The 21,953-nt window shown below is 68.0% G+C and carries 25 protein-coding genes and 1 tRNA gene; 18 read left to right on the top strand and 8 right to left on the bottom strand.

Translation table 11 applies throughout. The features are described 5' to 3' along the window. The first annotated feature begins 229 nt into the window (after positions 1–229). The 6 genes from ACLJQ7_RS22145 (at position 230) to ACLJQ7_RS22120 (ending at position 6,630) form a co-directional block, all read left to right on the top strand. Entirely contained in the window at positions 230–1,168 is a 939-nt protein-coding gene (locus ACLJQ7_RS22145; protein WP_410650101.1) for a GNAT family N-acetyltransferase, read from the top strand. 18 nt (positions 1,169–1,186) lie between these two features. Next, positions 1,187–2,035, top strand: coding sequence for an SAM-dependent methyltransferase (locus ACLJQ7_RS22140; RefSeq protein WP_410650100.1), 849 nt, complete (start codon positions 1,187–1,189; stop codon positions 2,033–2,035). A gap of 166 nt (positions 2,036–2,201) precedes the next feature. Next, positions 2,202–4,604: an endopeptidase La gene (gene lon, locus ACLJQ7_RS22135; RefSeq protein WP_410650099.1), complete on the top strand. Its 2,403-nt coding sequence runs from the start codon at positions 2,202–2,204 to the stop codon at positions 4,602–4,604. Positions 4,605–4,796: 192 nt separating this feature from the next. Then, positions 4,797–4,973 carry a hypothetical protein gene (locus tag ACLJQ7_RS22130; protein ID WP_410650098.1) on the top strand — a complete coding sequence of 59 codons (177 nt, stop codon included), beginning with the start codon at positions 4,797–4,799 and terminating at the stop codon, positions 4,971–4,973. Then, positions 4,970–5,473, top strand: coding sequence for a helix-turn-helix domain-containing protein (locus ACLJQ7_RS22125; protein WP_410650097.1), 504 nt, complete (start codon positions 4,970–4,972; stop codon positions 5,471–5,473). Before ACLJQ7_RS22130 ends, ACLJQ7_RS22125 begins: the two co-directional genes overlap by 4 nt. Beyond that, positions 5,470–6,630: an alkaline phosphatase PhoX gene (locus ACLJQ7_RS22120; RefSeq protein WP_410650096.1), complete on the top strand. Its 1,161-nt coding sequence runs from the start codon at positions 5,470–5,472 to the stop codon at positions 6,628–6,630. Before ACLJQ7_RS22125 ends, ACLJQ7_RS22120 begins: the two co-directional genes overlap by 4 nt. A gap of 43 nt (positions 6,631–6,673) precedes the next feature. Here ACLJQ7_RS22120 and ACLJQ7_RS22115 read toward each other — a convergent pair whose 3' ends face one another. Further along, positions 6,674–7,324 (bottom strand): DedA family protein, encoded by a 651-nt coding sequence (locus ACLJQ7_RS22115; protein WP_410650095.1) that lies wholly within the window; start codon positions 7,322–7,324, stop codon positions 6,674–6,676. A gap of 135 nt (positions 7,325–7,459) precedes the next feature. Here ACLJQ7_RS22115 and ACLJQ7_RS22110 point away from each other — a divergent pair, with 135 nt between their 5' ends. Genes ACLJQ7_RS22110 through ACLJQ7_RS22095 form a run of 4 tightly spaced genes read left to right on the top strand, consistent with a single transcriptional unit; the run spans position 7,460 to position 9,967 of the window. Beyond that, a complete protein-coding gene (locus ACLJQ7_RS22110; protein WP_410650094.1) occupies positions 7,460–8,611 on the top strand; it encodes a sensor histidine kinase in 1,152 nt (383 codons plus the stop codon). Continuing rightward, positions 8,602–9,246 (top strand): response regulator, encoded by a 645-nt coding sequence (locus ACLJQ7_RS22105; RefSeq protein ID WP_410650093.1) that lies wholly within the window; start codon positions 8,602–8,604, stop codon positions 9,244–9,246. The genes ACLJQ7_RS22110 and ACLJQ7_RS22105 overlap by 10 nt, the downstream gene beginning before the upstream one ends. Positions 9,247–9,290: 44 nt before the next feature. Further along, positions 9,291–9,581, top strand: a complete 291-nt coding sequence (locus ACLJQ7_RS22100; protein ID WP_410650092.1) for an ArsR/SmtB family transcription factor — start codon at positions 9,291–9,293, stop codon at positions 9,579–9,581. After that, on the top strand, positions 9,578–9,967 hold the full coding sequence (locus tag ACLJQ7_RS22095; RefSeq protein ID WP_410650091.1) for a VOC family protein: 390 nt from the start codon (positions 9,578–9,580) through the stop codon (positions 9,965–9,967). Before ACLJQ7_RS22100 ends, ACLJQ7_RS22095 begins: the two co-directional genes overlap by 4 nt. Before the next feature lie 54 nt (positions 9,968–10,021). On the opposite strand, the gene ACLJQ7_RS22090 is transcribed toward ACLJQ7_RS22095, so the two are convergent. Together ACLJQ7_RS22090 and ACLJQ7_RS22085 are read right to left on the bottom strand one after the other, a co-directional pair. Further along, positions 10,022–10,402 carry a VOC family protein gene (locus ACLJQ7_RS22090; RefSeq protein ID WP_410650090.1) on the bottom strand — a complete coding sequence of 127 codons (381 nt, stop codon included), beginning with the start codon at positions 10,400–10,402 and terminating at the stop codon, positions 10,022–10,024. A gap of 47 nt (positions 10,403–10,449) precedes the next feature. Beyond that, a complete protein-coding gene (locus ACLJQ7_RS22085) occupies positions 10,450–10,593 on the bottom strand; it encodes a hypothetical protein (RefSeq protein ID WP_410650089.1) in 144 nt (47 codons plus the stop codon). A 97-nt stretch (positions 10,594–10,690) separates the two neighbouring features. Between ACLJQ7_RS22085 and ACLJQ7_RS22080 the strand changes: the two genes are divergently transcribed. From ACLJQ7_RS22080 to ACLJQ7_RS22060, 5 genes are read left to right on the top strand one after another with little or no spacing between them, the layout of a single operon-like run. Continuing rightward, positions 10,691–11,329: a TetR/AcrR family transcriptional regulator gene (locus ACLJQ7_RS22080; RefSeq protein ID WP_410650088.1), complete on the top strand. Its 639-nt coding sequence runs from the start codon at positions 10,691–10,693 to the stop codon at positions 11,327–11,329. A gap of 39 nt (positions 11,330–11,368) precedes the next feature. Continuing rightward, entirely contained in the window at positions 11,369–12,583 is a 1,215-nt protein-coding gene (locus ACLJQ7_RS22075) for a DUF4241 domain-containing protein (RefSeq protein ID WP_410650087.1), read from the top strand. Next, a complete protein-coding gene (locus tag ACLJQ7_RS22070; protein WP_410650086.1) occupies positions 12,580–13,002 on the top strand; it encodes a PPOX class F420-dependent oxidoreductase in 423 nt (140 codons plus the stop codon). The genes ACLJQ7_RS22075 and ACLJQ7_RS22070 overlap by 4 nt, the downstream gene beginning before the upstream one ends. Positions 13,003–13,042: 40 nt before the next feature. Beyond that, positions 13,043–13,621, top strand: coding sequence for a dihydrofolate reductase family protein (locus ACLJQ7_RS22065; RefSeq protein WP_410650085.1), 579 nt, complete (start codon positions 13,043–13,045; stop codon positions 13,619–13,621). A 34-nt stretch (positions 13,622–13,655) separates the two neighbouring features. Continuing rightward, entirely contained in the window at positions 13,656–14,420 is a 765-nt protein-coding gene (locus ACLJQ7_RS22060) for a class I SAM-dependent DNA methyltransferase (RefSeq protein WP_410650084.1), read from the top strand. A 168-nt stretch (positions 14,421–14,588) separates the two neighbouring features. Here ACLJQ7_RS22060 and ACLJQ7_RS22055 read toward each other — a convergent pair. Continuing rightward, positions 14,589–14,670 (bottom strand) — tRNA-Tyr (locus ACLJQ7_RS22055). A gap of 119 nt (positions 14,671–14,789) precedes the next feature. Here ACLJQ7_RS22055 and ACLJQ7_RS22050 point away from each other — a divergent pair. Continuing rightward, positions 14,790–15,281, top strand: a complete 492-nt coding sequence (locus ACLJQ7_RS22050; protein WP_410650083.1) for a YajQ family cyclic di-GMP-binding protein — start codon at positions 14,790–14,792, stop codon at positions 15,279–15,281. A 50-nt stretch (positions 15,282–15,331) separates the two neighbouring features. Here ACLJQ7_RS22050 and ACLJQ7_RS22045 read toward each other — a convergent pair whose 3' ends face one another. Continuing rightward, entirely contained in the window at positions 15,332–15,985 is a 654-nt protein-coding gene (locus ACLJQ7_RS22045; RefSeq protein ID WP_410650297.1) for a hypothetical protein, read from the bottom strand. 190 nt (positions 15,986–16,175) lie between these two features. Here ACLJQ7_RS22045 and ACLJQ7_RS22040 point away from each other — a divergent pair, with 190 nt between their 5' ends. Together ACLJQ7_RS22040 and rfbA are read left to right on the top strand one after the other, a co-directional pair. Continuing rightward, entirely contained in the window at positions 16,176–17,324 is a 1,149-nt protein-coding gene (locus ACLJQ7_RS22040; RefSeq protein ID WP_410650082.1) for a sialidase family protein, read from the top strand. Positions 17,325–17,377: 53 nt separating this feature from the next. Then, positions 17,378–18,259: a glucose-1-phosphate thymidylyltransferase RfbA gene (gene rfbA, locus ACLJQ7_RS22035; RefSeq protein ID WP_410650081.1), complete on the top strand. Its 882-nt coding sequence runs from the start codon at positions 17,378–17,380 to the stop codon at positions 18,257–18,259. Here rfbA and ACLJQ7_RS22030 read toward each other — a convergent pair. From ACLJQ7_RS22030 to htpX, 3 genes are all read right to left on the bottom strand, one after another. Further along, positions 18,249–19,565, bottom strand: coding sequence for an NtaA/DmoA family FMN-dependent monooxygenase (locus ACLJQ7_RS22030; protein ID WP_410650080.1), 1,317 nt, complete (start codon positions 19,563–19,565; stop codon positions 18,249–18,251). The genes rfbA and ACLJQ7_RS22030 overlap by 11 nt on opposite strands. Positions 19,566–19,568: 3 nt before the next feature. Next, complete coding sequence (locus ACLJQ7_RS22025) at positions 19,569–20,639, bottom strand: LLM class flavin-dependent oxidoreductase (protein WP_410650079.1); 1,071 nt, start codon at positions 20,637–20,639, stop codon at positions 19,569–19,571. 375 nt (positions 20,640–21,014) lie between these two features. Continuing rightward, a complete protein-coding gene (htpX, locus tag ACLJQ7_RS22020; protein ID WP_410650296.1) occupies positions 21,015–21,881 on the bottom strand; it encodes a zinc metalloprotease HtpX in 867 nt (288 codons plus the stop codon). Between the last annotated feature and the right edge of the window lie 72 nt (positions 21,882–21,953).

Below are 21,953 nucleotides of genomic sequence, written 5' to 3'. Positions count from 1 at the left end.
GGACGAGGGCAATACAGTACCCCGGAGGGCGTACCCAAGTCCCATTCGAGACAGTATGAGATCACCCCAGGGTTAACAATGGGCGCGTCGCGCTGACCTGCGTGGACCAAGGGGTGAAATGGGAGCGTTATTCGCGTTCCTTCCGACTACCGGAAGTCACCTGGCGCCACACTCCGGCCGATCTCGTGAAGTTCCCGACGGACCCGTGAGTAGGGGCTTGAATAGCCCTATGAATAGCCACGCCATCGCCGCCGGGCATGCCGAGCGGCTCGCCACCGTGGACACCCTGCTCCCCGAAATGCCTGCACTGGAGCCTGTCGAGGGCTCCGTGTCACTCTCCGCGACGGCAGGCGACTCGGCCGCCGCCGGATTGTCGGTACGGACTGAAGCGGGTCCCGATTCTGTTGACTCTCCGTGGCGGGCCCTCGTCGAACATCGTCTCGAAGCGCGGCTCACCGGACCGCGGCCGGAAGCGGCCCTTGACGCATTACTCACCCGATGGGATGAACATCTGAAGACCGTGGCCCCACCTGGGGATGTCGAGACGGCGGCGACCGTGGTGCGGCCCAGCCGGGACTCCCCCGGTTCGGCCGAATTGCTGCACCGCGGCTTCGCGCCGGTGCTGGTGATCGCGGTCCGCCCGGCCGACCGGCTCGCCGTCACCGGGCCGCCCGCCACTCCCGGAGTGCACATCCGGCCCGCCGAAGCGGATGATCTCGAAACCGCCGTCGGACTCGAACTGGAATTGCAGCGTTATGACGCGCAGTTCGGTTCTGTCACTTTGCGCGAGGGCGCGGAGGAAACGATCACCACGGATCTGTCGAAACATCTCGGCCGGGAAAATCCCACGTTGTGGATCGCCGAACTGTACGGCCGCCCGCTGGGCATGGTCCGGGTGCAGTTCCCCGGTGAGACGGCGTGGATCGGCGGCCGGGTCGCGGCGGAACGCGTCGGCTACCTGTCGTCGCTCGCGGTGGCCGAGCCGGCGCGCTCGAGCGGGGTGGGGACGGCGCTCGCCGCGCACGCGCACCAGGTCTTCGACGAATGCGGCACCGAAGCCGTGCTGCTGCACCACGCGCTGGCCAACCCACGCTCGACGCCGTTCTGGTACGCGCAGGGCTACCGGCCGCTCTGGACGTACTGGCAGCGGCGACCGGCGGTGCCCTGATCCCGATAGGCTCGTTTCGTGACGAAGGACGAGGATTCGGCCCCGGTGGCGCCGACCGGGGTCGACACCGAAAAGCCGTCCGCGGCGAGGATCTACGACTGGTTCCTCGGCGGGACCCACAACTGGGCGGTCGACCGCGAGTTCGCCCGCACGCTGGAAAAGCAGTGGCGGTGGGTCAAACCGGGCGCGCGGCACAACCGCGAGTTCATGAACCGGGTCGTGCGCGCGGCGCTGAACGCCGGGATCCGGCAGTTCATCGATCTGGGTTCCGGTGTCCCGACAGCCGGGAACGTGCACGAGATCGTCCAAGAGGAACTGGAGCCGGGCGATACGGCGAAGGTCGTGTACGTCGACTACGAGCCGGTGGCGGTGGCGCACGCGGAACTGATCCTCGAACGGCATGAGGCGACCGACTGGGCCGGGATCATCCAGGCCGACATGAGGCGGCCGAAGGACGTCCTGCGGCATCCGGAGACGCTGCGGCTGATCGATTTCGACCAGCCGGTGTGCCTGATGATGATGGCCGTCCTGCATTTCGCCGGGCCGCACGACGATCCGCCCGCGCTGGTCGCGACTTACCGGAACGCGCTGGCGCCGGGCAGCTGGCTGGGGCTGTCGCATATGAGCTTCGGCGGCCAGACGGGCGAGGACGCGGACGGGCTCCACTGGATGGTCGAGCAGTACCGGAAGACGAGCAACCCGGTGTGGATGCGGGACCGCGAAGAGATCGAGCCGCTCTTCGGGGACTGGCCGCTGTTGGAGCCCGGCGTCGTCAACCTGCCCGACTGGCGGCCGGTGCGGGAGCTGCGGCGGGACGAGGAAGGTGCCCGGCCCTTCGCGTGGTGCGGGGTCGCCGTCCACCCCTGACATCCGACCTCTCCCCGCGAGCACCTGCGTTTAGCGGGCTAAACGTCACGCGCGTCGCGCAGAGGTCGGAGGGGTGGGTGATCGCTGACGGCGAACGCGGGAAGGAAACAAACGGGTCGATCGGAGAGTTGAGCTAGTCAGACTCAACTAACCGAGGAGTGCACAGATGACCGACAACCGCCTCCTGCCCGTCCTCCCGCTCGATGACGACGTCGTGCTGCCGGGCATGATCGTCCCGCTCGACCTCGCCGACACGGAGACGCGCGCCGCGGTGGAGTCCGCCCAGGCCACCACGCCTGCCCAGGCTTCCTTCCCGGGGATCCGGTCCAGCGCCACCACGAAGGCCGAAGTGCTGATCGTCCCCCGCGTCCACGGCGAGTACGCCGAACTCGGCACCATCGCGACCGTCGAGCGCATCGGGCGCGTGCCCGGCGGCAAGACCGCGGTGTTGCTGCGCGGCACCCGCCGCGCCGTCGTCGGCCACATCGCCGACGGGCCCGGCGCGGCCCGCTGGGTGCACGCCGAGGTCGCCACGGAGACCACCGACGACGACTCCGCGAAGCTCGCGTCCGAGTACAAGTCCGTCGTCATCGCGATCCTCCAGCAGCGCGGCGGCTGGCAGATGATCGACGCCGTCCAGGAGGTTGAGGAGCCGTCCGCGCTCGCCGACCTGGCAGGCAACTCGTCCTACCTCAAGACCGAGCAGAAGCTCGAACTGCTGACCACACTCGACGTCTCGACACGGCTGCGGAAGGCGCTCGAATGGAGCCGCGAGCAGCTGGCCGAGCTCGAGGTGACCGACACCATCCGCAAGGACGTCCAGGAGGGCATGGAGAAGCAGCAGAAGGAGTTCCTGCTGCGCCGCCAGCTCGAAGCCATCCGCAAGGAACTGGGCGAACTCGACGGCACCGCCAACGACGACGACTACCGCGCCCGCGTCGAGGGCGCCGAACTGCCGGACGCGGTCAAGAAGGCCGCACTGTCCGAAGTGGACAAACTGGAGCGGACCTCCGACCAGTCCCCCGAGGGCGGCTGGATCCGCACGTGGCTGGACACCGTCCTCGAACTGCCGTGGAACGAACGCACCACCGACGTCCACGACATCGCCGCGGCGCGCGACATCCTCGACGCCGACCACGCCGGTCTCGACGACGTGAAGGAACGCATCATCGAGTACCTGGCCGTGCGCAAGCGACGTGCGGAGTCGGGGCTCGGTCCGGTCGGCGGACGGCGTTCGGGCGCCGTGCTGGCGCTCGCCGGCCCTCCCGGGGTCGGCAAGACGTCCCTCGGCGAGTCCGTGGCGAAGGCGATGGGCCGCAAGTTCGTCCGCGTCGCGCTCGGCGGCATCCGCGACGAGGCCGAGATCCGCGGTCACCGCCGCACCTACGTCGGCGCGCTGCCCGGCCGGATCGTCCGCGCCATCAAAGAAGCGGGCTCGATGAACCCGGTCGTGCTGCTCGACGAGATCGACAAGGTCGGCGCCGACTATCGCGGCGACCCCACGGCCGCGCTGCTGGAAGTACTGGACCCGGAGCAGAACCACACCTTCCGCGACCACTACCTCGAGGTCGAGCTGGATCTGTCCGACGTCGTGTTCCTCGCGACGGCGAACGCGCTCGAAACCATCCCCGGCCCGCTGCTGGACCGGATGGAGCTGGTCACCCTCGACGGTTACACCGAGCACGAGAAGGTCACCATCGCCCGCGACCACCTGCTCCCCCGCGAACTGGAGCGCGCCGGCCTCGACAAGGACGACGTCACGCTGACCGACGGCGCGTTCAGCCGGATCGCCGCCGAGTACACGCGGGAAGCCGGGGTGCGCAACGCGAACCGGACCATCGCGAAGGTGCTGCGGAAGGTGGCGACCAAGGTCGCCCTCGACGAGGTCGAGCTGCCGTTGACGATCGACGCCGACGGGCTCGAGACCTACCTCGGCCGCCCGCGGCACCTGCCGGAGTCCTCGCTGCCCGCCTCGACGCAGCGCACGTCGACGCCGGGCGTGGCGACCGGGCTGGCGGTGACCGGCGCCGGCGGTGACGTCCTCTACATCGAGGCGTCGCTGGCGGATCCGGAGTCGGGCTCGACCGGCCTGTCGCTCACCGGTCAGCTGGGTGACGTGATGAAGGAGTCGGTGCAGATCGCATTGTCGTACCTGCGCTCGCACGGCGCCGAGCTGGAACTGCCGGTCGGCGACCTGAAGGACCGCGGCATCCACGTGCACGTCCCCGCGGGCGCGGTGCCCAAGGACGGGCCGAGCGCCGGCATCACGATGACGACCGCGCTGGCGTCCCTGCTTTCGGGCCGGGTCGTGAAGTCGGACGTCGCGATGACCGGTGAGGTGTCGCTGACCGGGCGCGTGCTGCCGATCGGCGGGGTCAAGCAGAAACTGCTGGCCGCGCACCGGGCGGGGATGAAGACGGTGATCATCCCGCAGCGCAACGAGCCCGACCTGGACGATGTCCCGGCCGAAGTGCTGGCGCAGCTGGACGTACACGCCGTGGCGAACGTCCGGGATGTCCTGGACATCGCGCTGGCCTCGGCGACGGCTCCGGTCGCCCAAGCGGCGTAACAGCGCGACAGCCCTAAGCCCCGGATCCTGCCCAGGATCCGGGGCTTTCGGCAGTCCGAGATCCGGACGAACCCGGACATTGACTCACCTTAAACTCCCTATCACGTTTTGATAACGTGTATTGCGTGCCACCCAGCCGGGGTGCGTGATCCTTGAGAGGGCAAGGTCATGAGTCAAGGAATTCTTTCCCCGTTGCGACCGAGACGCCGGTGCGTTTCGGCCGGTCAGATCGTCTGCCTGAGCATTCTCACCGGTTTCACCGCCGCGCTGACCTTCGCCGGCACCAATGCCTCGATCGCCGCGGGCATCGCCATCGCCCTGTTCGGCGCCGTTCTCCGCCACCCCGTGCCCGCCAGGGCACCCCGATGAACACCGAATCGGAGTTCATGGCGCGACTGCGTGAACTTCGCGACCGAAGCGGCCTCAGCATCCGCGCGCTGGCTGCCGCGACCGGCTGGTCCCGCAGCACCTTGGCCGACATGTTGGCCCGGAACACCTTGCCCGGAAACGAAACCCAGATGATCGTCCTGTTGCGCGCACTGCTCCGGGCGGTGCCCGGAGAGCCGGGAATCGACGAGTATCTCGCCGACTGGCGTCACCTGATCGGACGTCGTCACCACCGCAATGGCGGATGCGCGCCGATCGACCGGATACTGCTCGCTTTGGCCGTCGCCGAACAGCGTGGCGGGGCCGACGCGCCGGGGCTCCGCAAAGCGCGGGAAATAGTGCTGAGCGAGGGTTCCCTACGAAAGTTCTCTTCTCGCGGTGAATATGCCGCGAATTCACCTGGAAGTCCCGTTCCGCCCGTACTCTCCGACCCGCTCCTTCCCGCACCACCACATCAGCGGATGTCTCGGAGGCATGAGTGAAGCGACGGAATTTCCTGCGCGCGGCCGTGGTCGGCGCCGGTGTCACGGCGTTCGGAAACAGGCTCTCGGGGGCGGCGCTCGCCGCGCCCGCCCAGAACGGACCCAGCCCGTACGGCGCGCTCCAGGCGGCCGACGCGAACGGGATCCAGCTGCCGGCGGGATTCACCAGCCGCGTCATCGCGAGGTCCGGCCAGAAGGTCGCGAGCACCGGGTACACCTGGCACAGCGCCCCGGACGGCGGCGCGGTGTTCGCCGACGGCAGCGGCTGGATCTACGTGTCGAATTCGGAGATCACCCCGGGCGGCGGCGCGAGCGCGGTCAAATTCGACGCGAGCGGGAACATCACCGGCGCCCATCGCATCCTGGCGAACACGCGCCAGAACTGCGCGGGTGGCAAGACTCCTTGGAACACCTGGCTTTCCTGCGAGGAGATCGACCTCGGGTTCGTCTACGAGTGCCAGCCGAACGGCCCGGCCACGGCCGCCGTCCAGCGGCCCGCGATGGGGAAGTTCAAGCACGAGGCCGCGGCGGCCGACCCGGTGCGCAAGGTCGTCTACCTGACCGAGGACACGTCGGACGGCTGCTTCTATCGTTTCGTCCCGACGACCTGGGGCAACCTCTCCGCCGGAACGCTCCAGGTGCTGAAGGCGGGCACGGCGACATCGGGCAGCTTCACCTGGGCGAACGTGCCCGACCCCGACGGCTCCCCCACGGCCACCCGCAACCAGGTGTCCGGTGCGAAACGGTTCAGCGGCGGCGAAGGGCTGCACTACGCCAACGACACCGCGTGGTTCACCACCAAGGGCGACAACCGCGTCTGGCAGCTCAACCTGACGAACAACACCTACGAGCTGGCCTACGACGACTCGCTGGTCAGCCCAGGCTCGGCACCGCTGACCGGCGTCGACAACGTCACCGGGACCTCTTCGGGTGACCTGTACGTCGCCGAAGACGGCGGCAACATGGAGATCTGCATCATCACGCCGAACGACATCGTGGCGCCGTTCCTGCGGATCAACGGCCAGAGCTCGTCGGAGATCTGCGGCCCCGCGTTCACCCCGGCGGGGAACCGGCTGTACTTCTCGTCGCAACGCGGCACCTCCGGTTCGTCCTCCGGCGGGATCACCTACGAGGTGACCGGCCCCTTCCGTTCCTGACTCCACCGAGTGCGGGGCGCCCTGGCCGGCGCCCCGCACCGGCTCAGACATTGGTGCGGTTCTTCTCGCGCAGCCGGTTCACCACGAAGAGGGTCAGCGCGACCGCGACGGCGGCGATCACGAAGTACTGGAAGAACCCGGCGTACTCCTCGACCAGATGCCAGCTTTCCCCGAGGCCGTAGCCCGCCAGCACGAACACCGTGTTCCAGATCAGGCTGCCCAGCGTGGTCAGGGCAAGGAACCGCCAGAACGGCATGCGCTCGATCCCGGCGGGCAGCGAGATGAGGCTGCGGAAGATCGGCACCATCCTGCCGAAGAACACCGCCTTGGTGCCGTGTTTCTGGAACCAGGCCTCGGTCTTGTCGAAGTCGGACGCCTTGACCAGCGGGATCTTCGCCATCCACCGGCGGGTGCGATCTCGGCCGAGCACGAGGCCGAGGTAGTACACGATGACCGCGCCCGCGACCGAACCGAAGGTCGTCCACACCAGCGCTTCCACCAGGGTGAACGTGCCCTGGCTGGCGGAGAACCCGGCGAGCGGGAGCACCAGTTCGCTGGGGATCGGCGGGAACAGGTTGTCCAGGCCGACGATGATCGCGGCGCCCGGACCGCCCAGCGCGTCCATCAACGACACCGCCCAGCCGGCGAGTCCTCCCATCGGTTCACTGGCGGATTGGGCGAGCAGGAGGTTCATGGCGGCCTTTCGTGGTCGTCTGCGGATATCAACGAACGTACGAATCGCCCGGGTTCCGCACCCTGCGGTGAAGCGGCACAGATCACTGCGGAAAACCGCAATACCGTTCTTCGGGTACCCCGCTAGCCTGGCGTTATGCCCGTCCCGGCAGCGATGCGCCGCTACCTGCGCAAGATGCTCCGCGGCACGCTGGGCCTGGCGATCGGCGCCACGACAGCGGTCGCGGAGTTCTTCTACGTGCTCTTCGGCGGCGTCGCGCTCGCGATCCCCGCGTTGCGGCAGCCGGTCTTCTCGGGCGCCCGCGCACTGTCCGAAATGGAGCGGCAACGGCTGGAGAGGTACTTCGGCCTGGAGAACGCGTCGGATTACACCGAACGCCGCGCGATGGCCTACCTGGTCCCGCGTTGCGTCATCGGGTTGCTCACCGCCGGGGTCTTCGGCCTGATCCTGATGGGCGCCGGATCGGGCGTGATCATCGGATATCAGCTACTGGACGGCAGGTCGCCCGGCGGTGACGCCCCGGCCGACTGGTACGACCCGGTCACCACCGCGCTCTTCGGTGCACTGCTCGTTTTTCTTTCCCTGCAAGGGCTCATCGGAGCCGCGACGCTGGACCAAAAGCTGGCGATGAGCTTTTTCGGCCCCAGCAAGAAGGAACAGTTGCGCCGCCGGGTCTCCGAACTCGCGATCAGCCGGGCCGAGGTGGTCGAGGCGGTCAACGGTGAACGCCGCCGCATCGAACGGGACCTGCACGACGGCGTCCAGCAGCGGCTCGTCGCGCTCGGGATGCTGCTCGGCCGGGCGCGGCGCGCCGGTGATCCGGACCACGCGTCGGAGCTGCTCCGGCAGGCGCACGAGGAATCCCAGCGCGCCCTCGAAGACCTCCGCGAGGTCTCGTGGCGGGTGTATCCGATCGCGCTGGACGCGGACGGGCTGCACCCCGCGCTGGAAGCACTCGCGGAACGCTCGGGGGTACCGGTCCGGCTGCGGGTCGACCTGCCGGAACGGCCACCGGCGGCCATCGAGACCGTCGTCTACTTCGTCGCGTCCGAAGCGGTCACCAATACGATCAAGCACGCCGCGGCGACGCGGATCGACATCGAGGCCGAGCGGGACGGGGACAGGGTGCGGGTGCGGATCACCGATGACGGCACGGGCGGGGCGCGGGAGTCCGGCGGCGGTCTTTCCGGCCTCGCGATGCGCGTCGCGGCCGCGGACGGTCTGTTCACTGTGGACAGTCCGCCTGGCGGACCGACCGTGGTGACGGCGGTGCTGCCGTGCGAGTGATCCTCGCCGAGGATTCGACCCTGCTGCGTGAGGGGCTGGTCCGGCTGCTGGTCGAAGAAGGGCACGAGGTCGTGGCCTCGGTCGGCGACGGCGACGCGCTGCTCTCGACGACGGCCGCCTATCGGCCGGACGTGATCGTCACCGACGTCCGCATGCCGCCGACCCACACCGACGAAGGTCTTCGCGCGGCGCTCGAGATCCGGAACCGCTGGCCGGAGATCGGGGTGCTGGTGCTCTCGCAGTACGTCGAGAAGCGCTACGCCGCCGAGTTGATCACCGGTGACGGTGAGCGCGTCGGCTACCTCCTGAAGGACCGGGTCGCCCAAGTGGGCGAATTCCTGGACGCGCTCGACCGTGTCGCCGCGGGCGGGGCGGCGTTCGATCCGGAGGTCGTCCGGCGGCTGCTCGCCCGGACCACGCATACCGATCCGCTCGCGAAATTGACCGTCCGCGAGCGTGAAGTGCTGGAGAAGATGGCCCAGGGCCATACGAACACCGGGATCGCCGAGTCGCTGTTCGTGTCGCTGAGCGCCGTCGAGAAGCACGTGAACGCCATTTTCGACAAGCTCGGTCTGGCCAGCACCGCCGGGTACAGCCGCCGTGTCCTCGCGATCCTGCGGTATCTCGGTTCCTGAGCCCCGAGTTGACAGGCAAGTGACGACTTGCCTATAACTGAGTCGTGGACGGCGACCTGTTCAAGGCGATCGGCGACGCGACGCGACGCACCATCCTGGACGAGCTGACCGAAAAGGACGGTCAGACCCTGTTCGAGATCTGCGGCAGGCTGACCATGAAACATGGCCTGGCCTCGTCACGGCAGGCCATCTCGCAGCATCTCGCGATGCTCGAACAGGCGGGCCTGGTGCACACCCGGCGGCAGGGCCGCTACAAGTTCCACCACATCGACACGAGCCCGTTGCGGTCGATCGTCGAGCGGTGGCCCACCGACCGAGAGGAACCGAACCCGTGATCCGGATCAACATCACCAGCGTCTTCGTCGACGACCAGGCCAAGGCGCTGGAGTTCTACACCGAAAAGCTGGGGTTCATCAAGAAACACGACGTACCCACCGGCGACGCCCGCTGGCTCACCGTGGTCTCCCCCGCCAACCCCGACGGTGTCGAACTGCTGCTGGAACCGGACGGCCACCCCGCGGCCAAGCCGTTCAAGAAGGCGTTGGCCGACGACGGCATCCCGTTCACCCAGTTCGCCGTCGACGACGTGCACGCCGAGGTCGACCGCCTCAAAGGGCTGGGCGTCGAGTTCACGCAGGACGCCGTCGACCTGGGGCCCGTGGTCACCGCCGTCTTCGACGACACCTGCGGCAACCTGATCCAGCTCGCCACAATGAAGTAGCGGCGAAAAGCGGGGCTTGGTCCACTGTGGACCAAGCCCCGCCTTGAGATTTCCTTACTGCTGTACCCATTCCACGAGTTCCACGGGCACGCCGTTCGGGTCGGTGACCATGAGGAGGCGCTCTCCCCACGGCTCTTCCCGCAGCGGCAACGTGATCTCGACACCTTCTTCGCGCAGGCGCTTCTCCTCGGCTTCGAGGTTCTCGACCGTGAAGGCCACGATCACCCCGGAGGCGCGCTGCTGCCGCAGGTTCTCCGGCAGGACCTCGATCCCCGCCTGAAGCAGGACGATGGCCACCTTCGCGGTCTCGTGCCCGAGGGAGACGAAGCCCTCCGCGGCCATCTGCTCGGTGAAGCCGAAGTGCTCAGTGAAGAAACGGCTGGAAGCGGCGACGTCGTCGACGGTCAGCGAGACGGTGGAGGCAAGGACGTTCATGGGCTATCCCCTTCGGATCGGCGGTGGGTTTCGGAGGAGCAGGCCGGTCAGTACGACCGGCGGCGCGGAACGCCGATCGAGCGGCGCACCGGCATCGAGCGGCCCGGGAACGGCTGCTGGTGGTGGCGGTCGTTCCGGCGGACCTGGGCGCGGTTGGTGCCTTCGTTGCCTTGGGGGATTCGAGCGGTCAAGGAGCCTCTTCTCTCACTGGTCAGTAGTACGGACGTAAGTTTACATCCGACGCACGGTAAGTCAAGGATATTTTTACGATGGTGGTAAACTTCGCTCATGACCAGCACGGATGTGGGTTTGCGGGAGCTCAAGAAGCAGGAGACACGGCAGCTGATCTCCGATCAGGCGACGCTGCTCTTCATCGAGAAGGGCTTCGAGGAGACGACGATCGCCGAGATCGCCGCGGCGGCGAGAGTCGCGAAGAAGACCGTCACGAACTACTTCGCGCGCAAGGAGGACCTGGCGCTCGACCAGCACGAGGAGTTCACGAACGGGCTGGCGAACGCTGTCCGGGACCGGAAGCCGGGTGAGTCGGCGCTGGCCGCGCTACGGCGCACCTTCCTGGACGCCGTCGCCGAGCACTCGCCGGTGATCGGCTTCACCGGGCCGGTCTTCGCGAAAATGGTGCTGGAGAGCCCGACCCTGACCGCACGGCTGCGTGAACTGCACGAACTGCGGGAAGCGGCGCTCGCGGAACTGCTCGCGAGCGAGACCGGAGCCGACGCGGACGACGTCACCCCGATCATGGCGGCCGCCGAACTCAACGCGATCGACCGCGTCCTGTTCCGCGAGGTCCTCCGGCGCTCGCACGCCGGCGAGAGCAACGACGAGATCGCCGAAGCGCTGACGAAGGCGACACAACGGGCTTTCGAGTTGCTGGAACCGGCCTTCGGCGACTACGCGATCCGCGAATAGCCCTGGGTTTTGTCGGTGGTTCCCGCTAGGTTCCGCCTCATGTCTGAGGGGACCTTGCTGGACGTCGTATATTGCGAAGGTTGGGATCCGGCCGCCCGCGCGGTGGCCGGAAGGCTCTCGTCCGGCACCGCGCGCGGGCGTGACACCACCGGAGAGCAGTACGCCGTCGCCCTGGTGCGCCCTGGCACCGAGGTGCCGCTGGTGCTCCTCGAAATCGCGTGGAAGCAGCGCTTCGCGCGCACAGTGCAGTTCGATGACTTGGGGAGGCGCCGGGGTTTCTTCGAGTTCCGGGTGCTGGAGGACGGGGCGCTGTTCCTCATAAAGGTCGAGCAGTGGACCTACCGATTCGACGACCAGGAGGAGTTCGACAAGAAGAGCGCCGGCCATCTGGAGATGTCCTTCGGCCCGGATGGCAAGGGCTGGATGCATCATGCACCGCAGGGTTATGGCGGCGGTTCCAGCAGTGGTCAGGTGAGCAAGCAGGTGTCGGAGCTGGCCATGCCGAAGCCCGCCTTCGGTGACTGGGAACCTCTCGCGAATTCGGGGCCGCTGACTCTTCGGACCTCGGACGCCCCCGACACCGAGCCGCCGATGCCCGTCGATGAACGCCCCTGGCGGCCGTCCGTTCCGTTGCGCCCTTCCGGCATGGACGAGATGTTCACCGCGGGCACGCGCTTCTCGCTGACCGGCGACCACGGCCTCGTCGAGGTCGAACTCCGGGATGCCGGGAAACTCCGCATGCCGAGCGGCAGGCTCGTCGCGGCGGATCCGGCGTTCCTGGACGCGGACGCGGAGCACTTCACGGTCACCGTGCCTCCCGGTGAGTACCCGGTCGAGGTCTCCGTGATCCGGTTCGTCGAGGAACCCGCCCACGAGCGGGTCGCGGCCGCCAAACTCGTCGTCGCCGACGTTCCCGTCGCCACCTGGGAAACCGCGCTCTGGCCCGGGCAGAACGCGCTTTTCCTCGGGGACGGGGAGTTCTACGGCTACGGCGTGGACAGCGGCACAGGCTGCTTCGCCGACGCGAGCGCCCTCCCCGAGGAGATGGACGACGACCTTCTGGAGAAGTTCGAGGAGGTGGATCCGCATATCGACGTCACCCCGGACGGAGCCGACGGCAACATCATCGCGTTCACCACCGGTTGGGGCGACGGCAGCTATCCGACCTGGATCGGCCGGGCGGCCGACGGCACGCCGGTCTGCTTCGTCACCGACATGCTGGTCCTCAATCGAGCCCGGATGATGGCGCGATGACCTTTACAGACGATGAGATCGCATACCTGCGCTCGCAGCCCTTGGCCCGTTTCGCGACCCTGTCGGAGGACGGCGAACAGCCGGACGTCGTCCCGCTGGCGTTCGAGTTCGACGGCACGTATTTCTGGGTCGGCGGAGTGGGCGCGTCGGTCCTCGCGACCCGGAAGTTCCGCAACATCCTTGCGGGGCGACGCAAAGTCGCGCTGCTCGTCGACGACACGGTCTCCTTCGACCCGTTCATCGCCCGCGGTATCCGCGTCTACGGCGAGGCCGACGACCCGATCGAACGGGTGGGAGCGGTCGGCCCGGGCATCTACGCGCGCGTGACGCCAAGGGTGTCGTGGACCTGGAACATGGCGGGCGAACCCGCGGGCGAGACGTGGTACCCGTCGAGGCGCGCGGTTCACGGCGAGGCGTGACGCGCCGTTTTTGTCGGGGGGCGGCGGTACGGTCTGGTCCATGCGGGAGCTGATCGTCACCGAGAACTGCACGGTCGACGGCGTGATCGAACTGGCGGGCGACTGGTTCAGCCCGGGCGACACGGATCCGGACGTGGACCGGTCGGACGTCCTGTCCGTGCTCGAAGAACAACGTGAGAACGCCGACGCGTTACTTCTCGGACGCGTCACCTTCGAAGACATGCGCGGGTACTGGCCGAAGCAAACCGAGGACACCACGGGTATTTCGGCCTACCTCGACTCAGTGGACAAGTACGTGGTCTCGAGCACGCTGACGGAGCCGGAGTGGCAGAACACGACGGTGCTCTCCGGCGAGCTGCGTTCCGAAATCGAGAATCTCAAGGCCGCAGAAGGCAAGGACATCGTGACCACCGGCAGCATCTCGCTGGTGCGGGCGCTCATCGCCGAGAGCCTCGTCGACGAGTACCGGCTGTTCGTCTATCCGGTCGTGGCCGGCGAAGGCCGCCGGCTGTTCGAGGGTGCCACCGGCGTTCCGAATCTTCGGTTGGCGGAGGAGCGGACGTTCGCGTCGGGGACCGTCCTGCTGCGCTATCGCGCTGACCCCCAGAAAACGGGATGAAGACCGCACGGTCGCGGGCGTAACGTCGGCGGCCGTGATCAGTGAGACGGATACGGGAGACGACCCGGCGGACGGCTGGTTCCCCGAAAGTGTGGCCGCAGGCTATGACGCGCCGGGCGGCGCGAACGCGCCCGAAGTGGTGACGCCCGCGGTGGACGTCCTCGAAGACCTGGCCGACGGTCCGGTGCTCGAGTTCGCCGTCGGGACCGGGCGGATCGCGATCCCGCTGGCGGCGCGCGGTGTACCGGTGAGCGGCCTCGAACTGAGCCGGGCGATGGCGGACCGGATCGCGGGCAAGCCGGGCGGCGACGCGGTCGAGGTCACGATCGGCGACATGACGAAAACCCGGGTGGCCGGCGAATTTTCGCTGATTTACCTGGTCTACAACACAATCAGCAACGTGACCACCCAGGACGGTCAGGTCGACGTCTTCCGCAACGCGGCCGCGCACCTGCGGCCGGGCGGACTGTTCCTCGTCGAGGTCGGCCTGCCGGAGCTGCGGCGCTTGCCGCCCGGGCAGGACATCGTCCCGTTCGCGATGGCACCCGGCTATGTGGGATTCGACCAGTACGACGTCGTCAGGCAGGAGTTCACTTCGAACCACGTCACGGTGTCACCGGAGGGAGAGGGACGATTCCGCCGGATCCCCTTCCGGTACGCGTGGCCCGCCGAAATGGACCTCATGGCCCGCCTCGCCGGGATGCGCCTGAAGTACCGCTGGGCGGACTGGGACCGTTCGGAACTCACCGCCGAGAGCACCAAGCACGTGTCCGTGTGGGAACGCGCCGACCAGTGGTGATGATGACCGCGCTGACGGCGGGCAGCACCGCGAAGATGCCGCCGACGGCGAATCGAGCAGGATGAACGGACACCGACGAGGCGGCAGGCCCGGCGAACGGCCCGCAGGGCCGCAGACGAACAAGAGCGGCCTCTGGCCTGGTTTCCCAGGTCAGAGGCCGCTCCGGTGTGGCGAGTGAGGGATTCGAACCCCCGAAGGCTGTGCCGTCTGATTTACAGTCAGATCCCTTTGGCCGCTCGGGCAACTCGCCGTGACCGGGTGTCCCCGGCCGAGACGAAAGAATACCCAATGCCGTGGCGGGCCGGTCAACCGGGTTCCGCAGGGCTAGGGTGGAAGCTCCTGACAAGCGAGTACGAGGTGTGAGAACACGTGGCGGATCCCTCTTTCGACGTGGTGAGCAAGGTCGATCGCCAGGAGGTGGACAACGCCCTGAACCAGGCCAGCAAGGAACTCGGTACACGGTTCGACTTCCGGGGTACCGGGACCAAGATCGACTGGTCCGGCGAGGAGGCGATCGCGATCGAGTCCGAGACCGAGGAACGGGCGCTGGCGGCGGTCGAGGTGTTCAAGGAGAAGCTGATCAAGCGCGGCATCTCCCTGAAGGCCTTCGAGGCGGACGAGCCGGCACTGTCCGGCAAGATCTACAAGATCGGCGGCAAGATCCTGCAGGGGATCGCGTCGGACAAGGCGAAGCAGATCGCCAAGTTCATCCGCGACGAGGGCCCCAAGGGGGTCCAGGCGCAGGTCCAGGGCGACCAGCTGCGGGTGTCCGGCAAGAAGAAGGACCAGCTGCAGGACGTGATCGCCTTGCTGAAGGGCAAGGACTTCGAGATCGCGCTGCAGTTCACGAACTACCGCTGAGCGCGGCGACGACGAAGGCCACCTTCCGCGGAAGGTGGCCTTCGTCCTGTCTACGACGCGGTGACCGTCCAGGTCCCGTCGCCTTCCACCGACACGAAAGCCGGGCCGGTCACGGGCACGCTGCCCTTGTAGTCGCCGAGCTGGTTGACGGGGAGTTCCGGGTAGTCTCCGCTGTGCACCCACACCGCGGTGCGGCCGCTGTTCTTGGTCGTGATGGCGACCGACGTGACGGCGTCGGGCACCGCGAACACCGCTTCGCTCTTCCCCGATAAGGGCTTGCCCGGCTCCAGGACGGGCAAGCCGCTTTCGTCGGTGATGGTCAGCGTCCAGGCGGCGTTGGCCTTGATGGTGAACGTCTTCGCCTGACGGCCGGGCACGTCGTTGATCCACTGGGTGCCCTTGTACGGGCCGCTGTCGTTGACGATCAGCTCGTTCTCGGTGTTGACCGCGACGTGGCCGGAACACTTCGGGCAGTCGAAGGTCACGAAGCCGAGGCGCGCCGGCCAAGCCATGCGGACCGACGCGTTTCCCTTGCCCGAGTGCTTCTCTTCCTGCTGTGGGCCCGGCCTCGGGGTGGTCGTGGGGGTCGGCGAAGGTGCGGCCAGGCTTTCCGGTGCGGCCGCCCGGGGGACGACGCGGCCCAGGTTCGGCGGTGAGCAGGCCACCAGGGCCACGGTCAGCAGCACGGCGGCGCACAAGCGCATGATCACGAATTTCCCCCTGGTCGAACCCGTCAACGGATCTTCGCCGACCGATAGCCCAGCGTTACCGGACCACTCGGCCGAGCGATTCAGGCCACTCGTACGTGGGTTTCCGCCGCGACGCCTTCTCGGCAGTCCGAAAGGGACAAAAGCCCGTGTTGCAATCCGGCGATCGCGTTCGAGGAAGGTCACGATGAAGCGCCGTTTCAGCTCCGCACTCGCCTTCGCGCTGTCACTCACGGTGATCGCGTCCTTGGTCACCTCCGCGCAGGCCGCTGAACGCCGGCAGCTCGTGCCCGGCTACGGCTCGTACCCCCGGCTCATCCGCCTGGAGCATTCCGCGATCGGCCGCGGCCGCATCCTCGCGTCGCTGACCAGCGAGGACGCGAGCGGCAAGTTCACCCCCATCATGGAAAGCACCGACGAGGGGCAGAGCTTCCACAAGATCGGCGAGATCCGCGACCGCGACGGCCGCCGCGGCATGTGCTGCGGCACGCTGTACGAACTGCCGCAACGGGTCGGCAGGCTCCGCGCGGGCACCCTGCTGTGGGCCGCGAGCTACCGGCAGGACGCCGGTCCGCAACGGCGGATCGGTATCAGGATCTGGTCGAGCCGCGACGCCGGCCGCACGTGGGGCTTCCTGTCCGAGGCGGCTCGTTCGCACAACCACGACGGCATCTGGGAGCCGGAGTTCGTCGTCGACGCGGGCGGCACGCTGTGGCTGCACTACGCCGACGAGACCGAGGCGCCGCAGTTCGCGCAGGTGATGAACCGGGTCGCCTCCACCGACGGGGTGAGATGGGGCACGAAGCAGCGCACGATGGCCATCCCGCCCCATCAGGTGCGACCGGGGATGCCGACCATCCGGCGCCTCCCCGACGGCCGGTACTACCTGGCCTACGAGATCTGCAACTACCGCGACCGCTTCTGCGACCCGTACTTCAAGATCTCCTCCGACGGCGCGAACTGGGGCGATCCCCTCGACCCCGGCACCCGTGTCACCACCCCGAACGGCAACTACTTCCAGCACGCCCAGACGATCACGCTGTTCCCCGGCGGCCCGAACGGGGTGCGGCTGGTGATGGTCGGGCAGATCTACACCGACGCCGCCGGGGTCCAGCAGGACAAGAACGGCAAGGTCCTGCTGGCCAACGACAACTTCGGTGCCGGGCATTGGTACGAGTTACCCGCCCCGGTGCACATCTCCGGAATTCACGACAACTTCTGCCCCAACTACAGCTCGACACTGCTGCCGGTCGACGACGGCAAGAACGTGTTGCAGATCTCCACCGAGTACAACCTCGGCTGCAAGGCGTACTTCGCGAAGGGCCCGGCGTTCTGAGCCACCCGGTAGTGTGAGGCTCCGAGCGATCGGCTACGAAGCGGGGGCATCGCATGAAGGGCATCGTGCTGGCGGGGGGCAGTGGGACGCGTCTGCATCCCATCACCCAGGCGATATCGAAACAGCTGCTACCGGTCTACGACAAACCGATGATCTACTACCCGATCTCGGTGCTGATGTTCGCCGGGATCCGCGAGATCCTGATCATCTCGACGCCGGTCGACCTGCCGCATTTCCGGCGACTGCTCGGTGACGGCAGCCAGTTCGGGCTCAGTTTCAGCTACGCCGAGCAAGCCGCGCCGAACGGGCTGGCCGAAGCGTTCGTCATCGGCGCGGACTTCATCGGTGACGATGACGTCGCGCTCGTGCTCGGCGACAACATCTTCTACGGCCAGGGGTTCTCCAGCAGGCTGCAGGCCGCGGCGACCACGCTGGACGGCTGTGTGCTGTTCGGCTACCCGGTCAAGGACCCGCAGCGGTACGGCGTCGGCGAGATCGACGCAGACGGCAAGCTCCTCTCCATCGAGGAGAAACCCGAGAAGCCGAAGTCGAGCAAGGCCATCACCGGCCTGTACTTCTACGACAACCAGGTCGTCGAGATCGCCCGTGACCTCAAGCCCTCCCCGCGCGGGGAACTGGAGATCACGGACGTCAACCTCACCTATCTGCGGCAGGACCGCGCGACCCTGATCGACCTCGGCCGCGGGTTCGCCTGGCTCGACACCGGCACGCACGACTCGCTGCTGGAGGCAGGTCAGTTCGTGCAGGTTCTCGAACACCGGACGGGCGTCCGGATCGCGTGTCTCGAAGAAGTCGCGCTGCGGATGGGCTTCATCGACGCGGAACAGTGCTACGCCCTCGGCGCGAAGCTGGCGAAGTCCGGCTACGGCGAATATCTGATGAACGTCGCGCGCACCCAGGGTGCTACCGGCTGAACAGGTGCTCGCGCAGGGTGTCGCCGGTGTAGTCGGCCCGGAAGACACCCCGTTCCTGCAGCAGCGGGACGACGTCGTCGACGAACGCGTCCAGCCCACCCGGGGTCAGATGCGGCACCAGCACGAATCCGTCGGCGGCGTCGCTCTGGACGTACTCGTCGATCGACTCCGCGACCTGCCGGGCGGTACCGACGAACTGCTGGCGTGCGGTCACCTCGATGACGAGTTCGCGGATGGAGAGCTTCTTCTCCTCCGCGATCGCCCGCCATTTCGCGGCCACGGCGAGGGGATCCTTTTCGTGCCGGACTCTGCCCCAGGTCAGCGGTTGGGCGTCGGGGTCCGGGTCGATCTCGGGCAGCGGGCCGTCGGCGTCATAGGCGGAGAGGTCGCGGCTCCAGACCTGTTCGAGGAACTGGATCGCGGTGGCCGGGCGCACCTGCTGGTAGCGGATCTCGCGGGCGTACTCGTGCGCGTCCTCCTCGGTGTCGCCGAGGACGAACGTCGCCGCGGGCATGATCAGCAGCTCACCGGGCTCGCGGCCGTACGCGGGCAACCGCCGCTTGACGTCGGCGAAGAACTCCTTGCCGCTCTCCAATGAACCGTGGCGGCTGAAAATGACGTCGGCGGTCTTGGCGGCGAATTCCCTGCCCTCGCCGGAATCCCCGGCCTGGATGACGATCGGTTGCCCCTGCGGGGTCCTCGGGACGGTGAACTCGCCGCGGATGTCGAACTGCTGTCCACTGTGGACAAAACGCTCGATGCCGCGGGCGAAGACGCCGTTCTCCTTGTCTCCCACGAGTGCGTCGGGGGCCCAGCTGTCCCAGAGCTCACGCACGGTGGCGAGGAACTCCTCGGCGCGGCGGTAGCGGTCCTCGCGTTTCAGGAAGCCACCGCGGCGGAAGTTCTGGCCCGTCCACGCGTCCGGCGAGGTGACGACGTTCCACGCGGCGCGGCCGCCGGAAAGGTGGTCGATGCTCGCGACCTGCCGTGCGACCTCGTACGGTTCGTTGAACGTCGACGACAGCGTGCCCGCGAGCCCGAGCCGGGTGGTGACCGCCGACAGCGCGGCGAGCACGGTGGTGGTGTTCGGCCGCCCGACGACGTCGGAGTCGAGGATCTTGCCCGCGTGTTCGCGCAGGCGCAGGCCCTCGGCGAGGAAGAGGAAGTCGAACTTGCCCCGCTCGGCCGTGCGCGCGAGATGTTCGAAGGACGAAAAGTCGATTTGGCTACCCGATCGCGGGTCGCTCCACACGGTGGTGTTGTTGACGCCGGGGAAGTGTGCGGCGAGTTTGACCAGCTTGGGCATCTGTCACGCCTCCGCGTACTGGTTGGCGGCGACCCCGAGGCCGAGATGGTCACGCAGGGTGGTGCCGGTGTAGGTCTGCCGGAACGCGCCCGCGGCCTGGAGCGCGGGGACGGTCTCGGCGGCGAAGAGAACCAGGTCGTCGGGCAGGACCGCGGGCCGGATGTGGAAGCCGTCGAGAGCATTGGACGCCGCGAGGCGAGGCAGCTCGGTGGCGAGGTCGGCGGGCGTGCCGGTGAAGCTCAGGCTGGATGCGAAGGGCGCGTAGGTCTCCAGCGCGCGACGGCGGTCGAGGGCCGCTTGCTCCGTCTCGGCGAGCACGATCGACAGACCCGCCAGGAGCTTGGCGTCCGGGAAACGTTCGCGGGCGCCGCGGACCTCGTCGACCAGGACGACGTCCGCGCCGTGTGCGTACGGCGAGTCGCCGTACACCGCGACGACGGGATGTCCCTGCGGCGGGCGCGGCGTGATCGAAGGTCCCTTGATGCTGAAGAAGCGACCCTCGAAGTCGACGTAATGGAGCTTCGCGCGGTCGATGAAGCGGCCGGTCGGTTCGTCGCGGATGATCGCGCCGTCCTCCCAGCTGTCCCAGAGGCGCGCGATGACGTCGACGACTTCGGCGTTCTCCGCTTCGGCGTCCACCTCGGACGGCAGGGTGCGCCTGCCGAAGTGCGCGACCTCGGCTTCGGTGCGCGAAGGCACCGCGAGGACGCCTGCGCGGCCGCGGCTCGCGAAGTCGAGTGAAGCGACGGCCGTCGAGATGTGGAACGGCTCGGTGTGCGTGGTGGTGACCGTCGGGACGAGGCCGATTCCGCTGGTCGCCGGGGCTATCGCGGCGAACGTCAGTAGCGCGTCGAGCCGGCCTCGGACGACCTCTTCGCCCCCGGGCTGGAGCGCGAGGGTGTCGTCGAGGGTGACGAAGTCGAGCGAAGCCGCTTCGGCGAGCTTCGCGTGGGTCAGGTAGTGGGCGGCGGTGAACAAGGCGGCCGGGCGGACGTCGGAGACCCGCCAGGCGGCCGGATGCTGCCCGGCCCCGTCGAGCGCGACCCCGAGGTGCAACTGCTGTGCGGAAGCCATGCCCGGGGAACTCGCGCGGTCCTGCCCCGCTTCCCGCTCCCACGGGATGGGACGCCGGGCCGACCTGCGTTTAGCCCCCTAATCGCGATCCGTGGCCGACCTGCGTTTCGCGGGCTAATCGCGATCCGGCTGGTCAGCGCGGCCCGAAGTGACACTAGGGGCGTTGAGTGTCTCAGTGCCGCAGCGGGGGCAGCGGCCCTCGGGGTCGCCGGGGCAGGGACCGAGCCGGATCGCGTTTCGCGGGCTAATCGCGATCCGGGGGGCGACCTGCGTTCAGCGGGCTAAACGCGATCCCGAGGCCGACCTGCGTTTCGCGGGCTAATCGCGATCCCGGCGGGCGGATCGCGATTAGGGGGCTAAACGCAGGTCGGCTGGTCAGTAGGGGTGGCGCGCCATTTCTTCCAGGCGCCGGATGCGTTCGGTCATGGGCGGGTGGGTCGAGAAGAGCTTCGAGAGGCCTTCGCCCGGCCGGAACGGGTTCGCGATCATCAGGTGCGACTGCGAAACCAGCTTCGGCTCCGGCACGAGCGGCGCCGCGCGCGTCCCCTGGTCGAGCTTCCGCAGCGCCGACGCCAGCCCGAGCGGGTCTCCGGTGAGTTCCGCGCCCGACGCGTCTGCCTGGAATTCGCGTGAGCGGCTCACCCCGAGCTTCACCACGGCGGCCGCGATCGGCCCGATCACGACCAGGAGCAACCCGACCAGCGGGCTGTCGCCGTCCTCGCGGTTGCTGCCACCGAAGATGCTGGTGAACATCGCGATGTTGGCGATCACGCTGATCACGCTCGCCAGCGCGCCCGCGACACACGAGATCAGGATGTCGCGGTTGTAGACGTGGGACAGCTCGTGCCCGAGCACCGCCCGCAGCTCGCGTTCGTCGAGCAGGTCGAGGATGCCGGTGGTGCAGCACACCGCCGCGTGCCGGGGGCTGCGGCCGGTGGCGAAGGCGTTCGGGGCCTGCGTGGGGCTGACGTAGAGCCGCGGCATCGGCTGCCGCGCGGTGGTCGCCAGCTCCCGCACGATCCGGTACATCGCCGGGTGCTCGGCCTCCGAAACGGGGCGGGCGCGCATGGCCCGCAGCGCCAGTTTGCCGGAGTTGAAGTAGGCGTACGCGTTGACCCCGAGCGCCACCACCAGCCCGATGACCAGCGCGCCCCGCCCGAAGAAACCGCTGATCCCGACGATGAGCGCGGACAGCAGGCCGAGCAGGACGACGGTCTTGAGCCCGTTCTGGTGTTTGTGCACGGCGTCCTGCTCCTTCCTTTCTCCGGGGGTGGGGTTACTCATCGGAAACAACGCGATCGGGGGACGCGAAGT

The sequence above is a fragment of the Amycolatopsis sp. cmx-4-54 genome (genome assembly GCF_046548895.1).
Taxonomy (GTDB): Bacteria; Actinomycetota; Actinomycetes; order Mycobacteriales; family Pseudonocardiaceae; genus Amycolatopsis.
The sequence above is the reverse complement of the archived record's forward strand: the minus strand, read 5'-3'. Positions and strand labels throughout refer to the sequence as shown.